The following is a 22,265-nucleotide window of genomic DNA, read 5'->3' as shown; positions in this document are numbered from 1 at the left end:
TAAGCTCAGTCGAGTGCGGCAGCTCAGCAGCCTCGACGCGCAGTTCCTGAACGTCGAATCCGCCCGGATCTACGGGCACGTCGCCTTCCTGGGCATCTACGACCCGTCGACCGCGCCGGGCGGCAAGCTCGGCGCGCCGGAGGTCAAGGCGCTGCTCGAGTCGCGGCTGCACCTGCTGCCGCCGCTGCGGTGGCGACTGGTGCCGGTGCCGCTCGGGCTCGACCTGCCGTACTGGGTCGAGGACCCGGACTTCGACCTCGAGTTCCACATCCGCGAGACCGCGCTGCCCGCGCCCGGCGACGACCGCCAGCTCGCGGAGACGGTCCAGCGGGTGTTCGGGCGTCCGCTGGACCGCGGCCGCCCGCTGTGGGAGATCTACGTCATCCACGGGCTCGAGGGCGGGCGCGTGGCGCTGCTGACGAAGATCCACCACTCCGTCGTGGACGGGTTGAGCGGCAACGAGATCATGGGCGTCGTGCTGGACCCCGAGCCGGAAGGGCGTGTCGTGGACCCGACGCCCGTCACGCCGGCGCCGCCCGCCTCGCTCCCCCGTGACCGGGCGATGCTGCTGCGCGGCCTGCGCGGCCTCCCCCGCCAGCCGCTCCGCGCGCTGCGCTCGCTGCCGCGCACGATCCAGGGGTTCACCGATCTGCCGGGCGCGAACGCGCTGCCGGGCGTGCCGACGCTCTCCCACGTCTACTCGCGGGTCCGCCGGACGCTCGGCTCCGACGAGTCCACGGACATCCTCGAGGTGACCAAGGCGCGGCCGCCCAAGACGCCGTTCAACGGGCCGGTCAGCGCGCACCGGCGCTTCGCGTTCGGCTCGCTCTCGCTCGACTCGGTGCGGCAGATCCGGCGCGAGTTCGGCGTGACGGTCAACGACGTGGTGGTGACGCTGTGCGCCGGCGCCGTGCGCGAGTGGCTGCAGGAGCGGGACGCGCTGCCCGAGGACCCGCTGGTGGCGATGATCCCGATGTCCGTCCGCCGTCGTGACGAGCGCGGCACGTGGGGCAACCGGATCTCGATGATGGTCGTGCCGATCCCGACCAACGAGCCCGACCCGGAGCAGCGCCTGCGGCGCACCCACGAGCTGCTGCGCAGCGCCAAGGAGCGCCACAGCGCCCTGCCCGCCTCGCTGCTCACCGACGCGACCGCGTTCATCCCGCCGGCGGTCGCCTCGCTGGCCGCGCGCAACACGGTCGACATCCTCAGCCGCACGCGCCCGCCGCTGAACCTGGTGATCTCCAACGTCCCGGGCCCGCGCAGCTCGCTGTACTGCGCGGGTGCGGAGCTGACCGCGAACTACCCGCTGAGCGTGATCGTCGACGGCGTCGGGCTGAACATCACGGTCGTCTCGTACAAGAACCGCGTGGACTTCGGCATCGTCGGCGACCGCGAGCAGATCGACGACGCCTGGAGCTTCTTGGAGGGCGCCGCGCACGCCCTCCAGGAGCTCGAGAACCTAAAGGCCCAGGGCCTTTAGGTCGTGCAGCGGGCCAGCTTCGCGCCCGGCGACGAGCAGCGCGTGGTGCGCACCGGCAGCTTGCGCGACCGGATCTTGAACACCATCTGCTTGCGCGCGCCGGTCGGGCTGGAGACGCGGACGGTGACGGTCGCGCCACTCTTGAGCTTGGCCTTCTTGAACCAGCGCGCGTAGACGTTCAGCGACGAGCCCTTGAGCTTGTAGTACTTCTGCTTCTTGAACGGGCAGCCCTTGCGCTTGCCGCTGCAGTTCACGGTGACCACCGAGCCGGCCGGCGCGTCCTTGACCTTGAGCGAGGTGAACCGCGTGTACGTGCGGAAGACCTTGTAGCCGCTGGAGATCGACGGCTTGAACGGCGCGGGCGCCGGCGGTGGGGGCGGCGGCGGCGCGTCGATCGTGATCAGGTCGATCGCGCCGTCGTCGACCTCGATGCCGCCGACGCCGGCGATGAACGTCTCACGCCGCTTGCCGCCGACGATCTCCCACGTGCGCTTGGATGGCAGCCCGCGCAGCACCGTGCCGTCCTTGGGCGTCGCGAGCAGGCGGCCACCGCCGAGCGAGGCGATCGTGCCGGAGTCGACCGTGACGGCGCCCTTGCAACCGCCGAGCTGCGCGCAGTCGGTGAGCTGCACCGCCGCGCCGCCGGCGACACGGTAGGTGTGCGACTCGGTCGCCAGGAACGTGCCCTCGGCGGGCGCGGCCGCGATGTGCGGCTGGGTCGGCGTTCCGGTGCCCGCGAGCCGCAACGTCAGGCCGTCGATCATCACGGCCGAGCAGCCCGCGCAACCGGACAGCGGCAGCAGGGTGTTGCCCGCGAACCGGTAGAACACGCCGTCCTCGATGTTCTGCACGGTCGTGCCGTCGGCCGGGTACGAGCGCATGTGCTTGGGCCCGTTGAAGGAGCCGAGCCGCTCGAAGGTGCCACCGTCGACCTGAGTCGGATCGGCGCAGCCCGGGCCGAGGTCGCAGCGCACGAGCAGCGGGGCTCCGCCGGCGAACCGGTACGCCGCGCCGTCGGTGACGTTGCGCACCACGGTGCCGTCTGCCGGGAACTGGCGCACGTGCGGGGTGTCGCCGTAGGCGGTGTCGTCGATCAGGATCTGCGCGCCGCAGCCGGGTCCGTAGCCGCAGCTCGAGATCCACAGCGGCGCGCCGCCCGCCCAGCGGTACGTGCCATAGGTGGCGCCGTCGCTGCCGCCGTAGGTGAGCGCGCCGTCGGCCGGGGTCTGGCGATAGGCGCTCAGGTCGTTCACGTACGTGATCCCCTGGTAGCAGTTGGCGGCCGCGCAGACCCCCGGGCCGATCCACAGCGGCGCGCTGCCGACGATCCGGTAGACCTTGCCGCTCGGATCGCCGTTGACCTGCACGAACTCGCCGTCGGCCAGGGCGACCGTGGGCACGACGAGCAGCACCGCCAGCGCGGCCAGGGCCGCGCGGATCACGACGCGCACTTCCCGAGCTTGCCGCCCGCGGCCGCGCACCGCGTGGTGCGGACCGGCAGCTTGCGCGAGCGGATCTTGAACACCATCTGCTTGCGCTCACCGGCGGGGCTGGAGACGCGGACGGTGACGGTCGCGCCGCTCTTGAGCTTGGCCTTCTTGAACCAGCGCGCGTAGACGTTCAGCGACGAGCCCTTGAGCTTGTAGTACTTCTGCTTCTTGAACGGGCAGCCCTTGCGCTTGCCGCTGCAGTTCACGGTCACGACCGACCCCGCCGGCGCGGCGCCGACCTTCAGCGACGTGAACCGCGTGTAGCGGCGGAAGACCTTGTAGCCGCTCGAGATCGACGGCTTGAACGCGGGCGGAAGCACCACCGGCGCCGGGCCGGCCGGCACCGGGATGAGGCCGATCGCGCCGTCGTCGACCGACACGCCCGGGACGTTGACGAACGTCTGCCGGCGCTGGCCCGAGACGATCTCCCACAGCACGTTGGACGGCACGCCGCGCAGGACCGTGCCGTCGCGCGGCACGGGCAGCAGCCGCCCGGCGCCGTTGCTGGAGATCGTGCCGGGGTCGACCGCGACCGCGCCGGCGCAGTTCGCGAGCACGCTGCAGTTGGTCAGCGCGACGGCCGCGCCGCCGGCGACGCGCCACCAGGCGCTGCCGGTCGTCAGGAACGTGTTGTCGTCCGGGAAGGCCTTCATGTGCGGCAGCGTCGCGGTGGCGGTGCCCTGCTGGACGAACGTGCGCGCGTCGATGATCTGCTTGGCGGTGGTGACCGGCCCGACGGGCAGCGGCGCGCCGCCCGCGAAGCGGTAGGTGGCGTTGTCGTCGCCGTTGACCACGACCGTGCCGTTGGCCGGGTACTGGCGCATCCGCGCGGTTCCGGCGGGATGCGTGCCCATCGCCGCCATCGACCTGCCGTCGGTCAGCGGCGGGCCGACGCAGTTCGGCCCCATGTCGCAGCGCACGAGCAGCGGCGCGCCGCCCGCGAACCGGTAGAAGCCGCCGTCGGTGACGTTGCGGACGACGGTCCCGTCCGCCGGCATCGCGCGCACGTGCGCGGTGTCCTTGAGCGAGTCCAGGTTGACCTCGCTGCGCGGGGTGCACGGCGCGTAGGTGCAGCTCGTGACCCACAGCGGGGCGCCGCCGGCGAAGCGGTAGACCGCGCCGTCGTCGGTGCGCATCATCGCGCCGTTCTTCGGGAACTGGGCGTAGCCGGCGAGGTTGGGGACGTCCTTGCGGCCCTCGCACGCGTTGAACGGCGTGCAGCTGAAGATCCGCACGGGCGCGCCACCGACGATCCGGTAGGTCCAGTTGTTGTTCGCGGCGGAGCGGATGAGCGCACCGTCGGGTTCGACCGCTTGTGCGGCGGTGGGCGGCAGCGCGGCGAGCAGCAGCGCGAAGCAGATCAGCAGGCGGGACTTCACGGGACTATCTAACAACCGGAGCATTCTGGAGTAGCGCCCATACCCGCGCGGAAGTCATCGGCAACACGCCAGGCCGGATCTCCGCCGCGGCCGCGACGGCGTTGGCGATCGCGGCGGGCACGGCGCACACCGGTGGCTCCCCCACGCCCTTGGCGCCGAACGGGCCGTCGGGCGCCGGCACCTCCACGAGCAGCGCCTCGATCTCCGGCACCTGGTCGGTGCTCGGGACCGCGTACTCGGCGAACGTGGCGCCTTGCAACTGGCCCTCGTCGGTGTGCCCGAGCTCCTCGAGCAGCGCCCAGCCGATGCCCTGCGCCGTGCCGCCGTGCATCTGGCCTTCGACGAGCGCCGGGTTCAGCGCCTTGCCGACGTCCTGCGCGATCACGTGCGCGAGCAAGCGGATCTCGCCGGTCTCGCGGTCCACCCGGACGTGGCTGAGGTGCGCGGCGGCGCCGGGAGCGCGGCTGACCTGCGCGGTCGATCCGTAGCCCTCGATCGGGCGGTGCCGGCCGCCGAACGTGTAGACCTTGGCCGCGAGGTCGGCGATCGCGATCGCACGGCCGGGCGTGCCGACCGGGCGTACCTCGCCGTCGGCCACCTCGAGGTCCTCGGGCGCGATCTCCAGCTCGGACGCGGCGACGTCGAGCAGCCGCTCGCGTGCCTGTTCGGCCGCGCGCTCGACCGCGCGCCCGTACGTGTACGTGACCTTGCTGCCGCCGGCGACGCCGCCGTAGGGCGCCGAGCCGGTGTCGCCGGTGGTGACGCGGACGCGCTCCTCGGGTAGCCCGAACGCCGCGGCCGCGATCGCGATGAACGCGTTCTCGATGCCGCTCATGTCGGCGGCGGCGGTGACGACGGTGAGCCGGCCGTCGGCGTCGAGCTTGCAGATCGCGGCTGCGGGCTCCAGACCCCCCGGCCAGAAGCCGAGCGCCAGTCCGACGCCCTCACCCTCCGGTAGCTCGTCCCGCTTGACGTACAGCGGATGCTTTTCGAGACGCGCGAGGCACTCGCGCGCGCCGATGACCTTGATCTCCTGGCCGTCGAGCCCACGGTCGCCGGCCACCAGCACGTTCTTCAGGCGCAGCGCGATCGGGTCGAGGTCCAGCGCCTGCGCGAGCTCGTCGAGGAGCGTCTCGACCGCGAAGGCCGCGGGCGGCGCGCCGGGCGCCCGGTACGCGCCGGGGCTGACGCGGTTGGTCGTCACGCCGACCGCGGTCAGGTCGTGCGCGGGCCAGCGGTACGGACCGGCCGCGAGCAACGTGCTCAACGCCTCGACACCCATGTCGCCGAGCCCGCCCCGATCGCCGACCACCCGCCCCCGGATCGCGGCCAGCGCGCCGTCGCGCATGGCGCCGAGCTCGAGGTCGATCAGCTGCCCGGGCGCCGGGTTGCCCGCCGCGAACTCCTCCGTGCGGCTGAACACGATCCGCACCGGGCGCCGGAGCGTGAGCGCCGCCGCGGCCGCCAGCGGCTCGGCGATCATCAGCTTGCCGCCGAACGCGCCCCCGAGCGGCGCGGCCTGCACGCGGACCCGCTCCATCGGCAGCCCGAACGTGCTCGCCAGCCCCTGCCGCACCATGAACGCGCCCTGCGTGCTCGAGTGCACGACGAGCGTGCCGTCGGGGTCGACCCAGGCGAGCGTCGACTGCGGCTCCAGGTAGGCCTGATGGACCCAGCTCGTCCGAAAGCGCCCGCGCACGACATGGTCGGCCGCGGCGAGCCCGGCGTCCACGTCGCCGCGCTGGAGCCGCTGGCGGGTCGCGACGTTGGGCGAGCCACCGCCCGCCGCCTCGGTCCCGCCCTCGCTGCCGCCGTGCGCGCTCGCGGCGCTCTCGTCCTCCCCCGCCCGCTCGGTCAGACGGGCGGCCGGGGCGCCGTCGGCGAGCGCGGCCTCGAGGTCGAGCACCGGCTCGAGCCACTCGGTGTCCACGTCGACGAGCGCCGCGGCGTCCCCCGCGGCGGCCTCGGTCTCGGCGACCACGAGCGCGACGGGCTGGCCCGCCCAGACGATCTCCTCGCGCGCGAGCGGCTCGGCGGCGCGACCGGAGCCGCCGGCCAGCGGCAGGTCGGCGTGCGTGAGCACCGCGACGACGCCCGGGACGGCCAGCGCCGCGTCCGTGTCGATGGCCAGCAGGCGCGCATGCGCGTCCGCCGCCAGCACCGGCCGCGCGTGCAGCAGGCCGTGCGCCGGCATGTCCCCGACGTAGCGCGTCGCGCCGCGCACCTTCGCGTCGCCGTCGCGCCGGCGCCGCGCGGTGCCGATCACCGCTGCACCGCGCGGGAGAAGTGGTACGACGCGATCCGCATCCCGTGGTTGAAGTAGAACCGGTGCGCGTCCTCACGGTCGAGCCCGACGCCCGAGTCCAGGTGCAGCTGGTCGCAGCCGAGCCGTCCGGCCTCCTCCAGCACCCACGTCATCACGGCGTCGGCGTGCCCGCGGCGACGGTACCGCGGGAGGGCGACGAGGTCGTCGACGTAGAGCATCCGCCCGGCGAACGTCGTCTCCAGCACGCGGAACCCGGCCACCGCGGCCGCCTCGTCACCGTTGAGCGACGCGGCGATCCGGTAGCCGTTGGCACGCTGCAGGTCGATGCGGGCCGTGAGCGCCTCCACGCTCTCGAAGTGCGTGCGCAGCTCGATGAGCGCGGCGGCGGCGATGTGGGACTCACCCGGTTGGATCTCGCGGACCATGCCGCGAGGTTACGCAAGCGTGAACTGCCCCACGAGCTCGTCGAGGCGCTCGGCCTGGCGGGCCAGGTCGTGCGCCGCGGCGGCGATCTCCTGCGCCGACGCGCTCGTCTGCTGCGCGGACGCGGAGACCTCCTGCGTCGAGGCCGACGAGGACTCGGCGACCGAGGCGACCTCGGACAGGTCCCTGCCCATCGTCGCGGCGGAGCGCTCGACGGACGCGATCGCGGCGGCGATCTGCTCGGCCTGGCGGTCGACGTCGCCGATCCCCTCGCGGATCGCGGCGAACGCGCCCGCCGCCTCGCGCACGATCGCCACGCCGTCGTCCGAGCGCCGTGCGCCCTCCTCGACGAGCGCGCTCGTGCGGGTGGTCTCGGCCTGGATCTCGGCGATGATGGCCGCGACGCCGCCGGCGGCGGTCTGCGCCTCCTCGGCCAGGCCGCGGACCTCGTCGGCGACGACCGCGAAGCCCTTGCCGGACTCGCCCGCGCGCGCGGCCTCGATGGCGGCGTTGAGCGCCAGCAGGTTCGTCTGCTCGGCGATGCCGGTGATCGTCGCGGCGATGCCGCCGATCCGCTCGGAGCGGGCGCCGAGGTCGCGGATCGCGCTCGTCGCCTCCTCGACGGCCGCGCGGACCGCGTCCATCGCCGCGCTCGCGTCGGCCGCCGCCTCGGCGCCGGACTCGGCCACGCCACGCGCTCGCGCCGCCGCCAGGACGGTGCCCTCGGCGTGGGCGGCGCCCGTGCGGGCCGCCTCGCTGACGTCCTCACCGGACCGGCGGACCGCCTCGACCACGCGCACCTGGCGCTCAGCGCCGGCGGCGACGTCGGTGACCGCCTCGGCGATCTCGTCCACGGCGCGCCCCGCCTCGGTGGAGGTCGTCGCGAGCTGGCCCGAGGCCGCGCTCAGCGTGCCCGCGGCGCCCGAGAGCTCGCCGACCATCGCGCGCAGCCGCTCGCCCATGTCGCGCAGGGCCAGGCCGAGCGTGTCGCGCTCGGAGCGCGGCTCGACGGCGCGGGTGAGGTCGCCACGAGCGATCGCGCTCGCCACCTCGGCCTGCTGACGCAGCGACCCCGCCATCGACGTGAAGGCGGCGCCCATGCGGCCCACCTCGTCGTCGCCGCGGGCGGTGACGACGTCGAGCTCGCCGGCGGCGACGCGCTCCGCCGCCTCGGCGACCTCGCGCACCGGCTGGGCGATCCGGCGCGCGACGAGCACCAACGCACCGCCGATGACGAGCAGCGCGGCCAGGCCGATCAGCGCGAGCGTGGTGCGCAGCGCGTGGATCGACGCGAGGATCTCGTCCTTGGGCGCGACCGCGGCGAACGTCCAGCCTCCGGTCTTGATCGGCGCGGTGAAGACGACGACGTCACGGCCGCTCGCCGGATCCTTCGCCTCCCCCGCGGCCACCTTCAGCGTCTTCTTGCCCGCCCAGCCCTTGCGCGCCGGGAACGACACCAGCAGGCCCGACTTCGCGGTCACGAACGCATAGCCGCTGTCGAGCACCCTGACCGCGCGCGTCTGCGCGTCCAGCGACGCGAGCGTGACGTCCACGCCGGCGACGCCGATCGGCTTGCCCGCGCGGCGGATCGGCACGGTGTAGCTGGTCATCATCACGCCCGTGTCGAGGTAGGGCTCCGGGATGAACTCGCGGTCCTCCGTGAGCGGCACCTTGTAGTAGTCCTCGTCCGTCCACGGCGAGTCCGCGTCCGTGTCGGTGAACGCGCTCGGCACGACGTCGCCCCCGGGCCGGTTGGCCCAGAGCGCGAACTGGCCGCGCACGTCGCTGTGCGGCTCGACGCCGGCGAACGCGCGGTCCCGCCCGTCGTAGGCGTCGGGCGCGAACGCCACCCACGTCGCGTACAGCTCGGGATGGCGCTCGGCCATCCGCGTGACGATCTTGCCGCTGGCCGCGCGGTCGTGCCGCGGATCGCCCTCGAGCGTCGCCGCGAGGTCGCGGGCGGTGGTCATGCCGGCGGCGGCCTGCGTCTCGAAGACCTGCGCCTGCCGGTCGATCAGCTGCTGCATCTCGCCGTAGACGGCGTCCTTCTGGTGCCGGCCGGCGACGACGATCGCGGTCACGGTGAGCGCGGCGACCGCGAGCGCGACGAGTGGGAGGATCTGCACGAGAAGACGGGTCCGGAGGGGCATCCCTCTGTCGGTTCGACCTATCCGTCATACGTTTGAGTGACCCCGATCACAGGCGATAGGTTTCCTGCGCGTTCGTGAAGATCGCGCGTTCCCCGCCGATCTGCAACACCAGCTCGAGGTCGTCCATCGCGAACGGGCGCGGCGCGCGCGTGCCGGGCAGGTCGGTGCCGAACAGCAGCGCGCCCGGGTTCACGGCGACGATCGCGCGCATGGTCGCGGCGACGTCCAGCGCCAGCGCCCCGAAGCGCGTCGCCTTCACCCGCGCGCCCCGCTCCACCAGCCGCAGGAGCTCGGGCAGCGCGTCCGCGGTCATGCCCAGGTGGTCGATCACCAGCCGCGCCGGGTCGAGGCCGGACGGCAGCGTCCGCGGATCCCCGTAGACCTCCAGGTGCCAGCCCGCCAGCGCGTGCAGCCGCGCGGCCAGCTGCGGGAGGCCGTCCGGCGCCGTCCCGCGGTGCAGGTTCGCGCGGAACGCCCGCACGCCCGCGTCCCGCAACGCCAGCACCTCGTCGTCGGCGATCGTGGGCGGCACCTGCGCCACGCCGACGAACGTGGGCCCGAGCCGCGCGAGCGCATCCACCAGGTAGGTCTGGTCATGGGCCTGGAAGGAGCCGGAGACGACCGCGCCGCCGGCGGCGTCGAAGCGCGCCCGGTAGTCGTCGACCGTGAACGGATCCGGCAGGTAGCCCTGGTTCGGGACGAGCGGGAAGCGCGGGTCGACGATGTGAAGATGTGTGTCGATGACGCGCACTTGAGGAAGCCTCGCACGCTGCCGAGATACAACGTGAGTAGTTCGTATGACTGCCCTCCGTCTCGCCCACCGTCGCCTCGCCTCGCGCTCCCTCGCGATCGGCCAGACCGCGCTCGCCGCGCTGGCCGCGTGGTACCTGTGCGCGTGGCTGCTCCCGGACCCCCAGCCCGTCTTCGCGTGCATCGCGACCGTGATCGCCATCGGCGCCACGCACGGCCAGCATGGCCAGCGCGCGCTGCACCTGATCGCCGGCGTCGTGCTCGGCCTCACCCTGTCGGCGGTGCTCGTGCACCTGATCGGCACCGGGCCGTGGCAACTGGCGATGCTCGTGGTCGTGGCGATGTCGGTCGCCGTCCTGTTCAACGGCTCGGACCTGGTCATCGGCGAGTCCGCCGTCTCGGCGATGCTGCTGCTGATGATCGGCGGCACGAACGCGCCCAACCGCATCCTCGAGGCGGTCATCGGCGGCCTCGTGGCGCTGGCCGTGGTGGTCGTGTTCCCGCCGAAGGCGATCCTGCACGTCGGCCGTGCGGGCCAGGCGGTCATGGCCGCGCTCGGGCAGTCGCTGGAGCGGGTCGCCACCGCGCTCGCCGCCGACGACGCCGACAAGGCCGAGGCTGCGCTCACGCAGGCCCGCTCGATCGACGGCCTGCTGGACGCGCTCGACGACGCCCTGGAGATGGGCCGCGAGACCGTCCGCACCGCGCCGACGCGCTTCGCCGAGCGCGAACCGGTGGAGCGCTACGGGCGCTCGCTCGAGCAGCTGGACCTCGCCGTGCGCAACACGCGCGTGCTCGCACGCCACGCGCACCGGGCGCTGCGCTCGGGCACCGCGCCCGTCGGCGCCGCCGCGTCCGTGACCGACCTCGCGCGCGCGGTCTGGGACCTGGCCGCCGCCTACGACGAGCCCGCCCGCGCGGCGCTCGCCCGCGAGCACGCCGCGCGCGCCGCCGCGAACGCCGGCACCGACGCGCTCGGCGAGAGCGTCCGCTCGACGGCCGTGGACCTGATGCGCGCCGCCGAGCTGGTCGTCGGCGCGCCGGACGAGCTGCCGACCGAGGAGATCCTCCTCGGCCTCGAGCCTCAGGCCGAGGTCGTCGCGCTCGCGGGTGTCCGCAGCGGCCGCAGGGCCGACTCGACGCGCGACAGCTCGGACAGCATCGCCTCCGCCGCCTGATCGAGGACGTCGTTCGGGCGGAACTGCTCGTCCTCGTCGATGAACTGCCCGACGAACGGGATGTTCACGGCCTCGACGACCGGCGTCATCCGCAGCGCGGCGACCACGGGCTTGAGCGCCTGCAACGCGCGCGTGCCGGCCGCGATCCCGCCGTAGCTCGCGAACCCGACCGGCTTGTAGGCCCACTCGTTGTGCAGGAAGTCGATCGCGTTCTTGAGCGGCGCGCTGTAGCTGTGGTTGTACTCGGGCGTGACGAAGACGAACGCGTCCGCCGCCTCGACGCGGGCGCTCCAGTCCTTCGTGTGCTGGTGCTCGTAGCGGCGCAGCCGGGGATGGTTGGGCTCGTCCATGAACGGGAGGCCGAGCTCCGCGAGGTCGACGCCGTCGACCGCCTCGAAGGCGCTGTGGCGCTCGGCGCGCTCGACGAACCAGTTGAAGACCGGCAGCCCGACCCGACCCGGACGAGTGCTGGCGAGGATCACTTGCAGTCGCGACATATGCCCCTGAGCTTGCCCACCGTCACGCGTCGCGACGCGCCACGATCCGCACGTCGACGTTCGGGAGCGCGCGCAGGATCTGCAGCACCTGGGGCTCGCCGAGGCGGGCCAGGCCGCGGCGGGCGGGCGGCGGGCCGACGAGCACGTAGGTCGTCCCGCGCTCGCGGGCGACGCGCTGGAGCACCGCGACCTGGTCGGCACCCTCGTCCACGAGCAGGTGCGCGCCGACCATCGCCGCCAGCCGCCGCAGTGCCTCCAGCCGGGCGCGCTCCTCGGCGGTCGCCTCCGACTCCGGGTCGCGCACCACCAGCACGTCGAGCACGCCGCCCAGCCGCGCCGCCGACCGGGCGGCCCGCCGCACGACCCGCTCCCCCGCCTCGTCCAGGCTCACGAACGCCAGCAGCCGCTCGGCGATCGGCGGCGCGTCGACGCGCCGAGCCTCCACCGTCTCCGCGACCTGGCGCAGCGCCACCTCGCGCAGCGCGCGCAGGTTCTCGACGCGGAAGAAGCCATTCAGCGCGGCCGGCACGCGCGCGGCGTCGTAGACCTTGCCGTCGCGCAGCCGCGCCACCAGGTCCTCGGGTGGCAGGTCGATCAGCACCACCTCGTCGGCCTTGGCCAGCTCCTCGTCGGGGACGGTCTCGCGCACGCGCACGCCCGTGAGCTCCGCCACCTGGTCGTTGAGCGACTCCAGGTGCTGGACGTTGACGGTGGAGTACACGTCGATGCCCGCGGCGCGCACGTCGGCGATGTCGTCGTAGCGCTTCGGATGCTCGACGCCGGGCGCGTTGGTGTGCGCGAGCTCGTCGATCAGGCACAGCTCCGGCGCGCGAGCGAGGATCCCCGGCAGGTCCATCTCCTCCAACCGCACGTCGCGGTAGGCCACGCGCCGGCGCGGGAGCAGCTCGAGCCCTTCGGCCATGGCCTGCGTGTCCGCCCGGTTGTGCGTCTCCAGCAGCCCGACGACGACGTCACGCCCGGCCTGCGCCTGCGCCTGGGCCTCCGACAGCATCCGGTGGGTCTTGCCGACCCCCGCCGCCATGCCCAGGAAGATCTTGTAGTGGCCCGCCATCCGTAGGCTGGAGCCTGGCATGAACGACCGCCCGCGCGTGCTCGTCGTCGACGACGAGCCCCAGATCCTGCGCGCCCTGCGCATCATCCTGCGCGAGGCGGGCTTCGAGGTGACAGCAGCTTCCACGGCCGAGGAGGCGCTCGACCAGGCCGCCCTGAAGCCGCCGCGGGCCGCGATCATCGACCTCGTCCTGCCCGACCGCGACGGCGTCGAGGTCACGCGCGAGCTGCGCGCCTGGACGCAGATCCCGATCATCGTGCTGAGCGCGGTCGGCGAGGAGGACGAGAAGGTCCGCGCGCTCGCCGCCGGCGCCGACGACTACGTGACCAAGCCGTTCGGCCCGCGTGAGCTGGTCGCCCGCCTGGAGGCGGCGCTGCGCCGCGCCGCGCCCGGCACCGCCGAGCCGGTGATCGAGGCCGACGGGCTGCGCCTGGATCTGGCCGCGCACACCGTCGCGGTCGACGGCACCGGTGTCCACCTCACCCCGATCGAGTTCAACCTGCTCGCGGCGATGGCCTCCCGTCGCGGGCGGCTGCTCACCCACCGCACGCTGCTGGTCGAGGTGTGGGGGCCGGAGTACGCCGACGACGTGCAGGTGCTGCGCGTGCACATGTCCAACCTGCGGCGCAAGATCGGCGCGCGCTACATCCACACCGACCCCGGCGTCGGCTACCGGTTCGCCGCTTAGAGCAGCTCCGCGTTGCGCAGCCCGCGCAGCACCTCGGCGGCCAGCTCGGCGGCGCGGTCCTCGGGCGCGTCGGCGTCCGGGTCGACCTTCACGGAGAGCCGGTACCCCTCGTACTTGGTCTCGAGGTGGATCTTCCACGCCCACGGGAACGCCTTGGTCATGCCGGACGCGAACCGGTTGGAGTCCAGCTCCTCGTCCTTGTCCTGGAGCAGCCCGGCGCCCAGCCGGGCGTGCGGGGGCCGGAAGTCGTAGGCGTGCCCGGCGGGCGCCGCGTACAGCCACACCGCGCGGTCGGCCGGCAGCGTCGGGTGCTTGAACGTCACGTAGCGCTGGATGTACCCGCGCCCGTTGCGTGACCGGCGGGCGGTCTTGGTCAGCTGCGCGCCGGGGATCTCCGCGGCCAGCAGCTCGGCCGCGCGGTCGACGGCCGCGCGGCCCCAGGTCTCGAACTCGGCGTCATCCATCGACGCGAACCCTACGCGACCCTGAAGGAGCCGCTCGCGGCGCGCAGGTCCCTCGACCACGCGCCTTTACGGAATCTGTACGCGGCGGCCGCGAACCTGTATGGGTCCTTGATCGGGCCGGATCCACGCTGCGAGCCATGGATTTCGTCGCCGTCGCGCTGGCCCTGCTGGCCTTCCTCGCGCTCTACGGCCTGATCGCGCTGGTGGACCGGATATGACCGCCGCGGGTTGGGCCCAGATCATCGTCTTCTGCGCCGTGCTGGTGGCGCTCGTGCCGCTGCTGGGCGGCTACCTGGCGCGCGTCTTCACGTACGAGGCGCGCCGCCCGCAGACCTGGAAGCAGTACGCGGCCAGCGTGGTCACGTTCTCGCTGCTCTCGTGGCTGCTCCTGTACGGGGTGCTGCGGGCACGGATGCCGTGGGACCTGGCGTTCAACACCAGCTCCTCGTTCGTGACCAACACGAACTGGCAGTACTACGCGGGCGAGACCACGCTCACGGGATTCATCCAGATGGTCGGGCTGGCGGTGCAGAACTTCGTCAGCGCCGCCGTCGGGCTCATCGTGGCGGTCGTGCTGATCCGCGGGATCGCGGGCCGGCCGCTGGGCAACTTCTTCGAGGACCTGACCCGGGCCGTGCTGCGCGTGCTGCTGCCGATCAGCGTCGTCGGCGCGCTCGTGCTCGCCTCGCAGGGCGTCCTGCAGTCGCTCGACTTCCCGGTCGCCTCGCAAGAGATCATCAAGGTCCTCGGCACGAACGGCGGCGGGTTCTTCAACGTGAACTCGGCGATGCCGTTCGAGAACCCGAACGGGTTCACCAACGTCCTCGAGATGCTGGCGATGCTCGCCATCCCGGCGTCGCTCACCTACACGTACGGCCGCATGGTCGGCTCCCAGCGCCAGGGCTGGACGATCTTCGGCGTGATGTTCGCGCTGTTCGCGGTGAGCGTCGTGGTGATCGCCCTGGCCGAGTCGCACGCGACGCCCGCCCAGCAGGCGGCGGGCCTCACCGGCGCGAACCTCGAGGGCAAGGAGCTGCGCTTCGGCACCGCCGGCTCCGCGCTCTGGAGCGTGGTCACGACCGCCACCTCGACCGGCGCGGTGAACGCCGCGCTCGAGTCGCTGACCGGCATCGGCGGCCTCGTGCCGATGGCGAACATGGCCTACGGCGAGTCCGTCTTCGGCGGCGTCGGCACCGGCCTGTACACGATGCTCTTCTACGTCCTGCTCGCCGTCTTCATCGGCGGGCTGATGGTCGGGCGCACGCCCGAGTACCTGGGCAAGAAGCTCGAGGCGCGCGAGATCAAGCTGATCGTCGCCTCGCTGCTCGTCACGCCGCTGCTCGTGCTCGTCGCGACCGGCATCGCCACCGCCACCGACCACGGGCAGGCGTCGATCTTCGCCGCGGGCCCGCAGGGCTTCTCCGAGTCGCTCTACGCCTACCTCTCGCAGGCCAACAACAACGGCTCGGCCTTCGCCGGCTACACCGGGCTGACGTTCGCCGACCTGCTCGGTGGCCTCGTGATGCTCGTCGGCCGCTTCGCGCCGATCGTGCTCACGCTCGCCGTGGCCGGCGCGCTCGCCACCAAGCGGGTCGCGCCCGCCGGCCTCGGGACCATGCGCACCGACACGCCCACGTTCGCCGTGCTCATCACCGGCACGGTCGTGATCGTCGGCGCCCTCACCTTCCTCCCCGCCCTGCTCCTCGGACCCGTGGTCCAGGGCTTGACCACCCAACTCTTCTGATGAAGCGCATCCTGATCTCCTCCCTCGTCGCCGTGCTGGCGTCCACCGCGCTGCTGGGACTCGTGTATCCGCTCGTGATCACGGGGCTCGTGCAGGTGCTCCCCACGCGCGCGGTCGTCCTCGCCTCCAAGGCCCATGTCGGCGATCCGCGGTACTTCCAGCCGCGCCCGTCGCAGACGGGCTACAGCGCCGACGCGACCGCGTTCGCGAACCGCGGCCCCAACTCGTCCACGGCCGCGTACTTCTACCGCGACCAGGTGGCGGCCTACCGGCGCATGAACGGCGCCGAGCCGCCGATGGACGCCGTCACCAACTCGGCGTCCGGCGTCGACCCGGACATCTCGCACGCGAACGCCGTCATCCAGGCGCGCCGGATCGCGCGCGTCCGCGACGTCCCGGCCGCGCGTGTGCTCGCGCTGGTCGGCGACGGCGGGAACGTCAACACCACCGAGCTCAACGAGGCGCTTGACCGATGACCGCCGTCGCCACTCCTCCCGTGACCCCGCCGCGGCAGCGCCGCGCGGCGCGGGTCTCCCCCGCCGTCGTGCTCGAGGCGGTCAAGAAGCTCGACCCACGTGTGCAGCTGCGCAACCCGGTCATGTTCGTCGTCGAGGTCGGCGCGGTCGTGACCACGGTCGCCGCCGTCGCCGGCGGCGAGGGCGACCCGCGCTGGTTCACCGTCACGATCGCGGTCTGGCTGTGGCTGACCGTGCTCTTCGCGAACCTCGCGGAGGCGCTCGCCGAAGGGCGCGGCCGTGCCCAGGCCGCGTCGCTGCGGGCGATGCGGACCACCACCACCGCGCGGCTCGCGGACGGCCGCGAGGTGGCCGCGAGCGAGCTGACCCGTGGGGACGTCGTCGTGGTCGAGGCCGGCGAGGTGATCCCCGGGGACGGCACCGTGATCGACGGCATCGCCTCCGTGGACGAGTCGGCGATCACGGGCGAGTCCGCGCCGGTGATCCGCGAGTCCGGCGGTGACCGGTCGGCGGTGACGGGCGGCACGCGCGTGCTGTCGGACCGGATCGTGGTCGAGATCACGCAGGAGCCCGGCAAGTCGTTCCTGGACCGGATGATCAACCTCGTCGAGGGCGCCGAGCGGCGCAAGACGCCGAACGAGATCGCGCTCAACATCCTGCTCAGCGGTCTCACGCTCGTGTTCCTGGCCGTCGTGGTCGCGCTGCGGCCGTTCGCGGACTTCGCCGGCACCGGCGTCTCGGTGACGACGCTGATCGCGCTGCTGGTGGCGCTGATCCCGACGACGATCGGCGCGCTGCTGTCGGCCATCGGCATCGCGGGGATGGACCGGCTCGTACGCCGGAACGTGCTCGCGCTCAGCGGCCGGGCGGTCGAGGCCAGCGGTGACGTCGACGTGCTCCTGCTCGACAAGACCGGCACGATCACGCTCGGCAACCGGCAGGCGGCCGAGTTCGTGCCGATGCCGGGCGTCGAGGAGGTCGAGCTGGCGGAGGCGGCGCAGCTCGCGTCGCTCGCCGACGAGACCCCGGAGGGCCGCAGCATCGTCGTGCTGGCCAAGCGCTATGGCCTCCGCGAGCGCGACCTGGGCCGGCACGAGTTCGTCCCGTTCACCGCCCAGACGCGCATGAGCGGCATCGACCACGACGGCTCGCGGCTGCGCAAGGGCGCCGGCGAGGCGATCATCCGCTTCGTCGAGGGCGAGGGCGGCCAGGCGCCGCACGAGCTGCAGCCGACGCTCGACCGCATCGCCCGTGACGGCGGGACGCCGCTGGCCGTGGCCCGTGACGCGCAGGTGCTCGGCGTGATCCACCTCAAGGACACGGTGAAGGAGGGCATGCGCGCCCGCTTCGAGCAGCTGCGCGCGATGGGCATCCGCACGATCATGGTCACCGGCGACAACCAGCTGACCGCGGCCAAGATCGCCGAGGAGGCGGGCGTCGACGACTTCCTGGCGGAGGCCACGCCGGAGCGCAAGCTGCAGCTGATCCAGGACGAGCAGGCGCACGGCCGGCTCGTGGCCATGACCGGCGACGGCACCAACGACGCGCCCGCGCTCGCCCAGGCGGACGTCGGCGTGACGATGAACACCGGCACCCAGGCCGCGCGCGAGGCCGGGAACATGGTCGACCTGGACTCCAACCCGACGAAGCTGATCGAGATCGTCGAGGTCGGCAAGCAGCTGCTGATCACCCGCGGCGCGCTGACGACGTTCAGCATCGCCAACGACATCGCCAAGTACTTCGCGATCCTGCCCGCGATCTTCGTCTCCACCTACGCGGCGGCGGGCGAGAGCGAGGGGCCGCTCGCGCGGCTGAACCTGATGGACCTCGGAACCCCGCAGTCGGCGATCATCAGCGCGATCGCCTTCAACGCGGTGATCATCCCGCTGCTCGTCCCGATCGCCCTGCGCGGCGTCAAGTACAAGGCGGTCGGCGCCACCGCGCTGCTGCGCCGGAACCTGCTGATCTACGGCCTCGGCGGGCTCGTCGCCCCGTTCGCCGGCATCAAGCTGATCGACCTGGTCGTCCACAACCTCATGGGTGCGTGACCGGCAGCTCGACCACGAACGACGTCGCCTGGTCGGGCAGCGACTCGACCCAGACGCGGCCCCCGTTGGCCTCGACGAAGCCGCGCACGATCGCCAGGCCGAGGCCGGAGCCGCGCGAGCCCGAGCGGTAGAAGGGCTCGAAGATCCGCTCCTGATGCGCTTTCGGCACGCCTGGTCCGCGGTCGACGACCCGGACCAGGATGCGGCCGCCCACGTCCCGGGCGCGGACGGAGACCGGGTGGCCGCCGGAGTGGCGCTGGGCGTTCTCCAGCAGGTTCGCGAACGCCCGCTCGAGCTGGGCGGCGTCCGCCTTGACGGGCGGGAGGTCGTCGTCGAGGGTGAGCTTGAAGTCGCCGCCGGGGACGTCCTCGATCGCGGCGCCGAGCACCTCCTCGATCGACGACCACTCGGGGCGGGCCTCGGCGGCGCCCGCCTCCAGCCGCGACAGGTCGAGCAGGTTGTCGATCAGCCGGCTGAGGCGCGTGGCCTCCTCGGTGATCGCCTCGGCCAGCTCGACCCGCTCCTCCGGCGCGAGCTTGAGCGCCTCGGCGCTCGTCAGGATCGCCGTCAGCGGTGAGCGCAGGTCGTGGCTGACCGAGCGCAGCAGCGCGGTCTTGATCACGTCCGACCGGCGCAGCGCCGCCGTCTCCACCGCATCCGCCATCAGCGCGTCGCGCTCGAGCGCGGCGGCCAGCAGCGCTTCCAGCGCGGGGACGATCCGCACCTGGATGCGCCGCAGCACCGGCTCGGGAGCGTCGACGGTGAGCGTGCCGATCTGGCGCGGGCCCTCACGGAGCGGGAACGTCCCGCCGGGCTCGGCGCGGGCGACGATCGACGCGCTCGGGGCGCTCAGCGCCCGCGCGAGCCGCTCGGCCACGGCCGGCAGCGCCTCCTCCAGCCGCCCGCCGCGCAGCAGCAGCCGCGCCATCTCGGCGCTCAGGTCGGCCTCCTGGCGGCGCTCCTCGGCCTCGACCGTCCGCCGCCGCGCCAGCTCGGTCAGCGATGACGCGAGCACGGCCGCGCCGAAGAACACGATCAACGCGACCCAGTTCTCGCCGCCGGTGATCGTGAAGCGCCCGGTCGGCGGGATGTGGAAGAAGTTGAACGCGAGCGCGCTCGCGACCGCCGTGGCGAGGCCGAGCCACGCGCCCCACACCGACGCGATCACCAGCACCGCGATGAGGTACACGACGCCGAGCGAGACGACGGGCGCCACGTCGCGCAGCGCGAACAGCACCAGCGTGGTCAGAGCCACGCCGAGCGCCGCCGCCGCGACCCCGAGCAGGAGCGGCGGGCGACGCCGGAACACTGTCGTTATCCCCAGACCTCGTCGGCCGTCTCGACGACGAGCCGGAGCTTGTCGACCTCCTGCTCGACGGTGAGCGCGTTGCCCTCGACCGTCGAGGAGAAGCCGCACTGCGGCGAGATGCACAGCTGGTCGAGGTCGACGTACCGCGTCGCCTCCTCGATCCGGCGTTTGAGCAGGTCCTTGGTCTCCAGCTCGCCGGACTTGGTGGTCACCAGGCCGAGCACGACCACCTTGCCCTTGGGCAGGAAGCGCAGCGGCTCGAAGCCGCCCGAGCGCGCGTCGTCCCACTCCATGAAGAAGCCGTCGACGTCGAGCTCGTTGAACAGGGCCTCGGCGACGAAGTCGTAGCCGCCCTCGGCCACCCAGCTCGAGCGGAAGTTCCCGCGGCACATGTGCGTCGTGATCGCCATGTCCTCCGGGCGGCCGGCCAGCGCCTCGTTGATGTGCCGGATATAGGCCTCGTGCAGGTGCTCGGCGTCGTCGCCCTTGGCCGCCATCTCGGCGCGCTGGTTGGGGTCGTTGAGGTAGGCGAGGCTCGTGTCGTCGAACTGCAGGTAGCGGCAGCCGAGGTCGTGGAGCGCGCGCACCTCGTCCGCGTAGGCGGCGGTGAGGTCGGACCAGAACTGGTCCATGTCCGGGTAGACGGACTCCTCGATCGCCGCGCGGCCGCCGCGGTAGTGGACCATGCTCGGCGACGGGATCGTGAGCTTCGGCGTCGCGCTGGTCACCGCCGACTGCAGGAACTCGAAGTGGTCGGCGAAGATCGGCTTCTCGAGCGTGATCTTCGAGTCCACGTGCATCGCGGCGGGCGTCCACTCGATGTCGCCGTCCGCGTTGTGGAACTTGACCTTCAGCTGGCCCGGCGTCTTCTGCACGCCGCCGAGCGAGTAGATGAAGTCCATGTGCCACGTCGCGCGGCGGAACTCGCCGTCCGTGGCGGACCTCAACCCCACGTCCTCCTGGAGCTTCACCGCGTCGCGGATGGCGGCGTCCTCCACCCCGCGCAGCTCGTCGGCGTCGATCTTGCCGTTGCTGAAGTCCTCGCGCGCCTGAAGCAGCTCAGGCGGGCGGAGCAGGCTGCCGACGTGGTCGGCGCGGTAGGGCGGCGTCTCACGGCTGGACATGGCGTGCAACGGTATCGGTCGGATGGGGATCGAGCTCGCACCACTGCAACTGCTGCCGATGCTGGTCTTCGGCTTCCTCTACTGGCAGCGCAACCGGGTGGTCAACACGCCCGGGTGGCGCCAGTGGTGCTTCTACGGCGGCCTGGTGCTGATGGCGCTCACGCTCTCCTCGCCGCTCGCGAGCCTGTCGGAGGAGCTGTTCTGGGCGCACATGCTCGAGCACCTGCTGATCGCCGACCTCGGCGCGCTGCTGATCGTGCTCGGCCTGACCGGCCCGGTGCTCGCCCCGCTGCTGCGCGCGATCCCGTGGCTGCGGATATTCGGCCACCCGGTGGTCGCCCTCGTCGCGTGGACGGCGAACTTCTACGTCTGGCACCTCCCCGTGCTGTACCAGGGCGCGGTGGCCAACGACACCGTCCACGCGCTCCAGCACATGCTGTTCGTGAGCTTCGGCATCGCCATGTGGATGGCGCTGCTCGGGCCGCTCCCGAAGCCCGCGTGGTTCGGCAACGGCTGGAAGATCGGCTACATCGTCGCCATCCGCCTGATCCAGAGCGTGCTCGCCAACGCGCTGTTCTGGTCCAGCGGCGTGCTGTACCCGCAGTACGCGCGCGGCCAGGCCGAGTGGGGCATCACCGCCGCCAACGACCAGTCGGCGGCGGGCGCGATCATGATGATCGAGGGGTCGATCGTGACGATCCTGCTGTTCGGCTGGCTGTTCCTGAAGGCCGCGCGCGAGAGCGAGGAACGCCAGGAGCTCGCCGAGCTCGCGGCGCGCGAGGGCGTCGAGATGACGCCGGAGCGGATCGCCCGCGCCGTGTCGGCCGGCCGCGGCGACGCCTTGCGCGAGCGGATTCAGTTCCAGGCGAGCGAGGAGCGCAGCGCCCAGTAGGCGTCGCTGTCCTCGGCCAGGCCGGGCTCGTCGACCGGCTCGGTCTCCAGGGCTCGCAGGTTCGACCGCAGCACCTCGATCGACGCCGCGCCCGACAGGACCACGTCCGCCCACGGCTGGGCGAGCGCGACGGCCAGCGCCTGCGCGTCGCGCGCCGCCAGGCGCCCGTTCGCGAGGCCTTCCTTGACGATCACCTTCAGCCCGGAGCGGGCCAGCGCGTCACCCGCGGCGCGCTCGTGCAGGTTCCAGGTGGCCTGGACGGCGGTGAAGATCCCGAGCTTCGCGGCGGCGTCGATCGTCTCCGCCTGGCTCGTGCCGGAGACGGAGAGCCCGAGCGGGACGCCCGACTCGACCATGGCCGACAGCACGGCGTCGTTGGTCAGCACGCCGCTCTCCCGCGTGGCCGAGTGGATCTGGTAGAGGTCCAGCCAGTCGCCGAGGTTCGCGCGTGTCTCCTCGAGCTGGCGCTTGAACGTCTCGACGTCGTGGTGCTTGACCTCCGGCGGGTCTGCAGCCACCTCCCAGCCGGCGGTGTAGACGTAGCCCCACTTGGAGGAGATCGTCACCCCCTCGGGGCTGCGCGACCGCAGCCACTCCCCCAGGAACTCCTCGCCGCGACCGTACGACCGAGCGGTGTCGAAGTCCCGGATCCCGGCCTCGTAGGCGAAGTCGAGCACCTCGTGCGTGCGGGCGCGCAGGGCGGCCACGCTCCGGTCCTCGCCGAGCTCCGCGCCGTGGCCGAGGTTGAGATAGCCGGGACGCCCGAGGGCGGCGGTTCCGAGTCCGAGGCGAGCCATGCGTCGGAACCTAGCGTCCGCGCCATACTGGGTGG

At 72.8% G+C, this 22,265-nt stretch carries 19 protein-coding genes; 7 read left to right on the top strand and 12 right to left on the bottom strand.

Going from position 1 to position 22,265, the window contains the following annotated elements; translation table 11 throughout:
* Positions 1-13: 13 nt before the first annotated feature.
* Positions 14-1,483, top strand: a complete 1,470-nt coding sequence (locus C8N24_RS23235) for a WS/DGAT/MGAT family O-acyltransferase (RefSeq protein ID WP_121254624.1) — start codon at positions 14-16, stop codon at positions 1,481-1,483.
* On the opposite strand, the gene C8N24_RS23230 is transcribed toward C8N24_RS23235, so the two are convergent.
* From C8N24_RS23230 to C8N24_RS23205, 6 genes are all read right to left on the bottom strand, one after another.
* Complete coding sequence (locus tag C8N24_RS23230) at positions 1,480-2,934, bottom strand: hypothetical protein (RefSeq protein WP_121254622.1); 1,455 nt, start codon at positions 2,932-2,934, stop codon at positions 1,480-1,482. The two genes, C8N24_RS23235 and C8N24_RS23230, sit on opposite strands and share 4 nt — an antisense overlap.
* Complete coding sequence (locus tag C8N24_RS23225) at positions 2,922-4,352, bottom strand: hypothetical protein (RefSeq protein ID WP_121254620.1); 1,431 nt, start codon at positions 4,350-4,352, stop codon at positions 2,922-2,924. Before C8N24_RS23225 ends, C8N24_RS23230 begins: the two co-directional genes overlap by 13 nt.
* Before the next feature lie 4 nt (positions 4,353-4,356).
* Positions 4,357-6,618 carry a xanthine dehydrogenase family protein molybdopterin-binding subunit gene (locus C8N24_RS23220; RefSeq protein WP_121254618.1) on the bottom strand — a complete coding sequence of 754 codons (2,262 nt, stop codon included), beginning with the start codon at positions 6,616-6,618 and terminating at the stop codon, positions 4,357-4,359.
* Positions 6,615-7,043, bottom strand: a complete 429-nt coding sequence (locus C8N24_RS23215) for a GNAT family N-acetyltransferase (RefSeq protein ID WP_121254616.1) — start codon at positions 7,041-7,043, stop codon at positions 6,615-6,617. Before C8N24_RS23215 ends, C8N24_RS23220 begins: the two co-directional genes overlap by 4 nt.
* Before the next feature lie 9 nt (positions 7,044-7,052).
* A complete protein-coding gene (locus tag C8N24_RS23210) occupies positions 7,053-9,167 on the bottom strand; it encodes a methyl-accepting chemotaxis protein (protein ID WP_121254614.1) in 2,115 nt (704 codons plus the stop codon).
* 70 nt (positions 9,168-9,237) lie between these two features.
* Positions 9,238-9,942, bottom strand: a complete 705-nt coding sequence (locus C8N24_RS23205) for an amidohydrolase family protein (RefSeq protein WP_211340117.1) — start codon at positions 9,940-9,942, stop codon at positions 9,238-9,240.
* A gap of 46 nt (positions 9,943-9,988) precedes the next feature.
* Between C8N24_RS23205 and C8N24_RS34765 the strand changes: the two genes are divergently transcribed.
* Positions 9,989-11,119, top strand: a complete 1,131-nt coding sequence (locus tag C8N24_RS34765; protein WP_121254612.1) for an FUSC family protein — start codon at positions 9,989-9,991, stop codon at positions 11,117-11,119.
* Here the strand turns inward: C8N24_RS34765 and C8N24_RS23195 are convergent.
* Together C8N24_RS23195 and C8N24_RS23190 are read right to left on the bottom strand one after the other, a co-directional pair.
* Entirely contained in the window at positions 11,026-11,616 is a 591-nt protein-coding gene (locus C8N24_RS23195) for an NADPH-dependent FMN reductase (protein ID WP_121254610.1), read from the bottom strand. The genes C8N24_RS34765 and C8N24_RS23195 overlap by 94 nt on opposite strands.
* Before the next feature lie 22 nt (positions 11,617-11,638).
* On the bottom strand, positions 11,639-12,688 hold the full coding sequence (locus tag C8N24_RS23190; protein ID WP_245971958.1) for a histidine kinase: 1,050 nt from the start codon (positions 12,686-12,688) through the stop codon (positions 11,639-11,641).
* 19 nt (positions 12,689-12,707) lie between these two features.
* Here C8N24_RS23190 and C8N24_RS23185 point away from each other — a divergent pair, with 19 nt between their 5' ends.
* Entirely contained in the window at positions 12,708-13,376 is a 669-nt protein-coding gene (locus tag C8N24_RS23185; RefSeq protein WP_121254606.1) for a response regulator transcription factor, read from the top strand.
* Here C8N24_RS23185 and C8N24_RS23180 read toward each other — a convergent pair.
* Positions 13,373-13,840, bottom strand: a complete 468-nt coding sequence (locus C8N24_RS23180; protein ID WP_121254604.1) for a hypothetical protein — start codon at positions 13,838-13,840, stop codon at positions 13,373-13,375. The two genes, C8N24_RS23185 and C8N24_RS23180, sit on opposite strands and share 4 nt — an antisense overlap.
* 214 nt (positions 13,841-14,054) lie before the next feature.
* Here C8N24_RS23180 and kdpA point away from each other — a divergent pair, with 214 nt between their 5' ends.
* The 3 genes from kdpA to kdpB are packed head-to-tail and all read left to right on the top strand — an operon-like array spanning position 14,055 to position 18,108.
* Entirely contained in the window at positions 14,055-15,584 is a 1,530-nt protein-coding gene (gene kdpA, locus C8N24_RS23175) for a potassium-transporting ATPase subunit KdpA (RefSeq protein WP_121254602.1), read from the top strand.
* A complete protein-coding gene (locus C8N24_RS23170) occupies positions 15,584-16,060 on the top strand; it encodes a potassium-transporting ATPase subunit C (RefSeq protein ID WP_121254600.1) in 477 nt (158 codons plus the stop codon). Before kdpA ends, C8N24_RS23170 begins: the two co-directional genes overlap by 1 nt.
* Positions 16,057-18,108, top strand: a complete 2,052-nt coding sequence (gene kdpB, locus C8N24_RS23165) for a potassium-transporting ATPase subunit KdpB (RefSeq protein WP_121254598.1) — start codon at positions 16,057-16,059, stop codon at positions 18,106-18,108. Before C8N24_RS23170 ends, kdpB begins: the two co-directional genes overlap by 4 nt.
* Here the strand turns inward: kdpB and C8N24_RS23160 are convergent.
* Together C8N24_RS23160 and C8N24_RS23155 are read right to left on the bottom strand one after the other, a co-directional pair.
* Positions 18,095-19,417, bottom strand: coding sequence for a sensor histidine kinase (locus C8N24_RS23160; protein ID WP_170179346.1), 1,323 nt, complete (start codon positions 19,415-19,417; stop codon positions 18,095-18,097). The genes kdpB and C8N24_RS23160 overlap by 14 nt on opposite strands.
* A 5-nt stretch (positions 19,418-19,422) precedes the next feature.
* Positions 19,423-20,541, bottom strand: a complete 1,119-nt coding sequence (locus tag C8N24_RS23155) for a 5-methyltetrahydropteroyltriglutamate--homocysteine S-methyltransferase (protein ID WP_121254593.1) — start codon at positions 20,539-20,541, stop codon at positions 19,423-19,425.
* A 22-nt stretch (positions 20,542-20,563) separates the two neighbouring features.
* Here C8N24_RS23155 and C8N24_RS23150 point away from each other — a divergent pair, with 22 nt between their 5' ends.
* Positions 20,564-21,433: a cytochrome c oxidase assembly protein gene (locus tag C8N24_RS23150; RefSeq protein ID WP_170179345.1), complete on the top strand. Its 870-nt coding sequence runs from the start codon at positions 20,564-20,566 to the stop codon at positions 21,431-21,433.
* Here the strand turns inward: C8N24_RS23150 and C8N24_RS23145 are convergent.
* On the bottom strand, positions 21,397-22,230 hold the full coding sequence (locus C8N24_RS23145) for an aldo/keto reductase (RefSeq protein ID WP_121254589.1): 834 nt from the start codon (positions 22,228-22,230) through the stop codon (positions 21,397-21,399). The genes C8N24_RS23150 and C8N24_RS23145 overlap by 37 nt on opposite strands.
* Positions 22,231-22,265: the final 35 nt, after the last annotated feature.

Source organism: Solirubrobacter pauli (assembly GCF_003633755.1).
Lineage (GTDB): Bacteria > Actinomycetota > Thermoleophilia > Solirubrobacterales > Solirubrobacteraceae > Solirubrobacter > Solirubrobacter pauli.
The sequence above is the reverse complement of the archived record's forward strand: the minus strand, read 5'-3'. Positions and strand labels throughout refer to the sequence as shown.

Coding starts and splice junctions, on each gene's coding strand:
- C8N24_RS23215 (WP_121254616.1), bottom strand. CDS start 7,043: ATGGTCCGCGAGATCCAACCGGGTGAGTCCCACATCGCCGCCGCCGCG.
- C8N24_RS34765 (WP_121254612.1), top strand. CDS start 9,989: ATGACTGCCCTCCGTCTCGCCCACCGTCGCCTCGCCTCGCGCTCCCTC.
- C8N24_RS23195 (WP_121254610.1), bottom strand. CDS start 11,616: ATGTCGCGACTGCAAGTGATCCTCGCCAGCACTCGTCCGGGTCGGGTC.
- C8N24_RS23190 (WP_245971958.1), bottom strand. CDS start 12,688: ATGGCGGGCCACTACAAGATCTTCCTGGGCATGGCGGCGGGGGTCGGC.
- C8N24_RS23185 (WP_121254606.1), top strand. CDS start 12,708: ATGAACGACCGCCCGCGCGTGCTCGTCGTCGACGACGAGCCCCAGATC.
- C8N24_RS23180 (WP_121254604.1), bottom strand. CDS start 13,840: ATGGATGACGCCGAGTTCGAGACCTGGGGCCGCGCGGCCGTCGACCGC.
- kdpA (WP_121254602.1), top strand. CDS start 14,055: ATGACCGCCGCGGGTTGGGCCCAGATCATCGTCTTCTGCGCCGTGCTG.
- C8N24_RS23170 (WP_121254600.1), top strand. CDS start 15,584: ATGAAGCGCATCCTGATCTCCTCCCTCGTCGCCGTGCTGGCGTCCACC.
- kdpB (WP_121254598.1), top strand. CDS start 16,057: ATGACCGCCGTCGCCACTCCTCCCGTGACCCCGCCGCGGCAGCGCCGC.
- C8N24_RS23155 (WP_121254593.1), bottom strand. CDS start 20,541: ATGTCCAGCCGTGAGACGCCGCCCTACCGCGCCGACCACGTCGGCAGC.
- C8N24_RS23150 (WP_170179345.1), top strand. CDS start 20,564: ATGGGGATCGAGCTCGCACCACTGCAACTGCTGCCGATGCTGGTCTTC.
- C8N24_RS23145 (WP_121254589.1), bottom strand. CDS start 22,230: ATGGCTCGCCTCGGACTCGGAACCGCCGCCCTCGGGCGTCCCGGCTAT.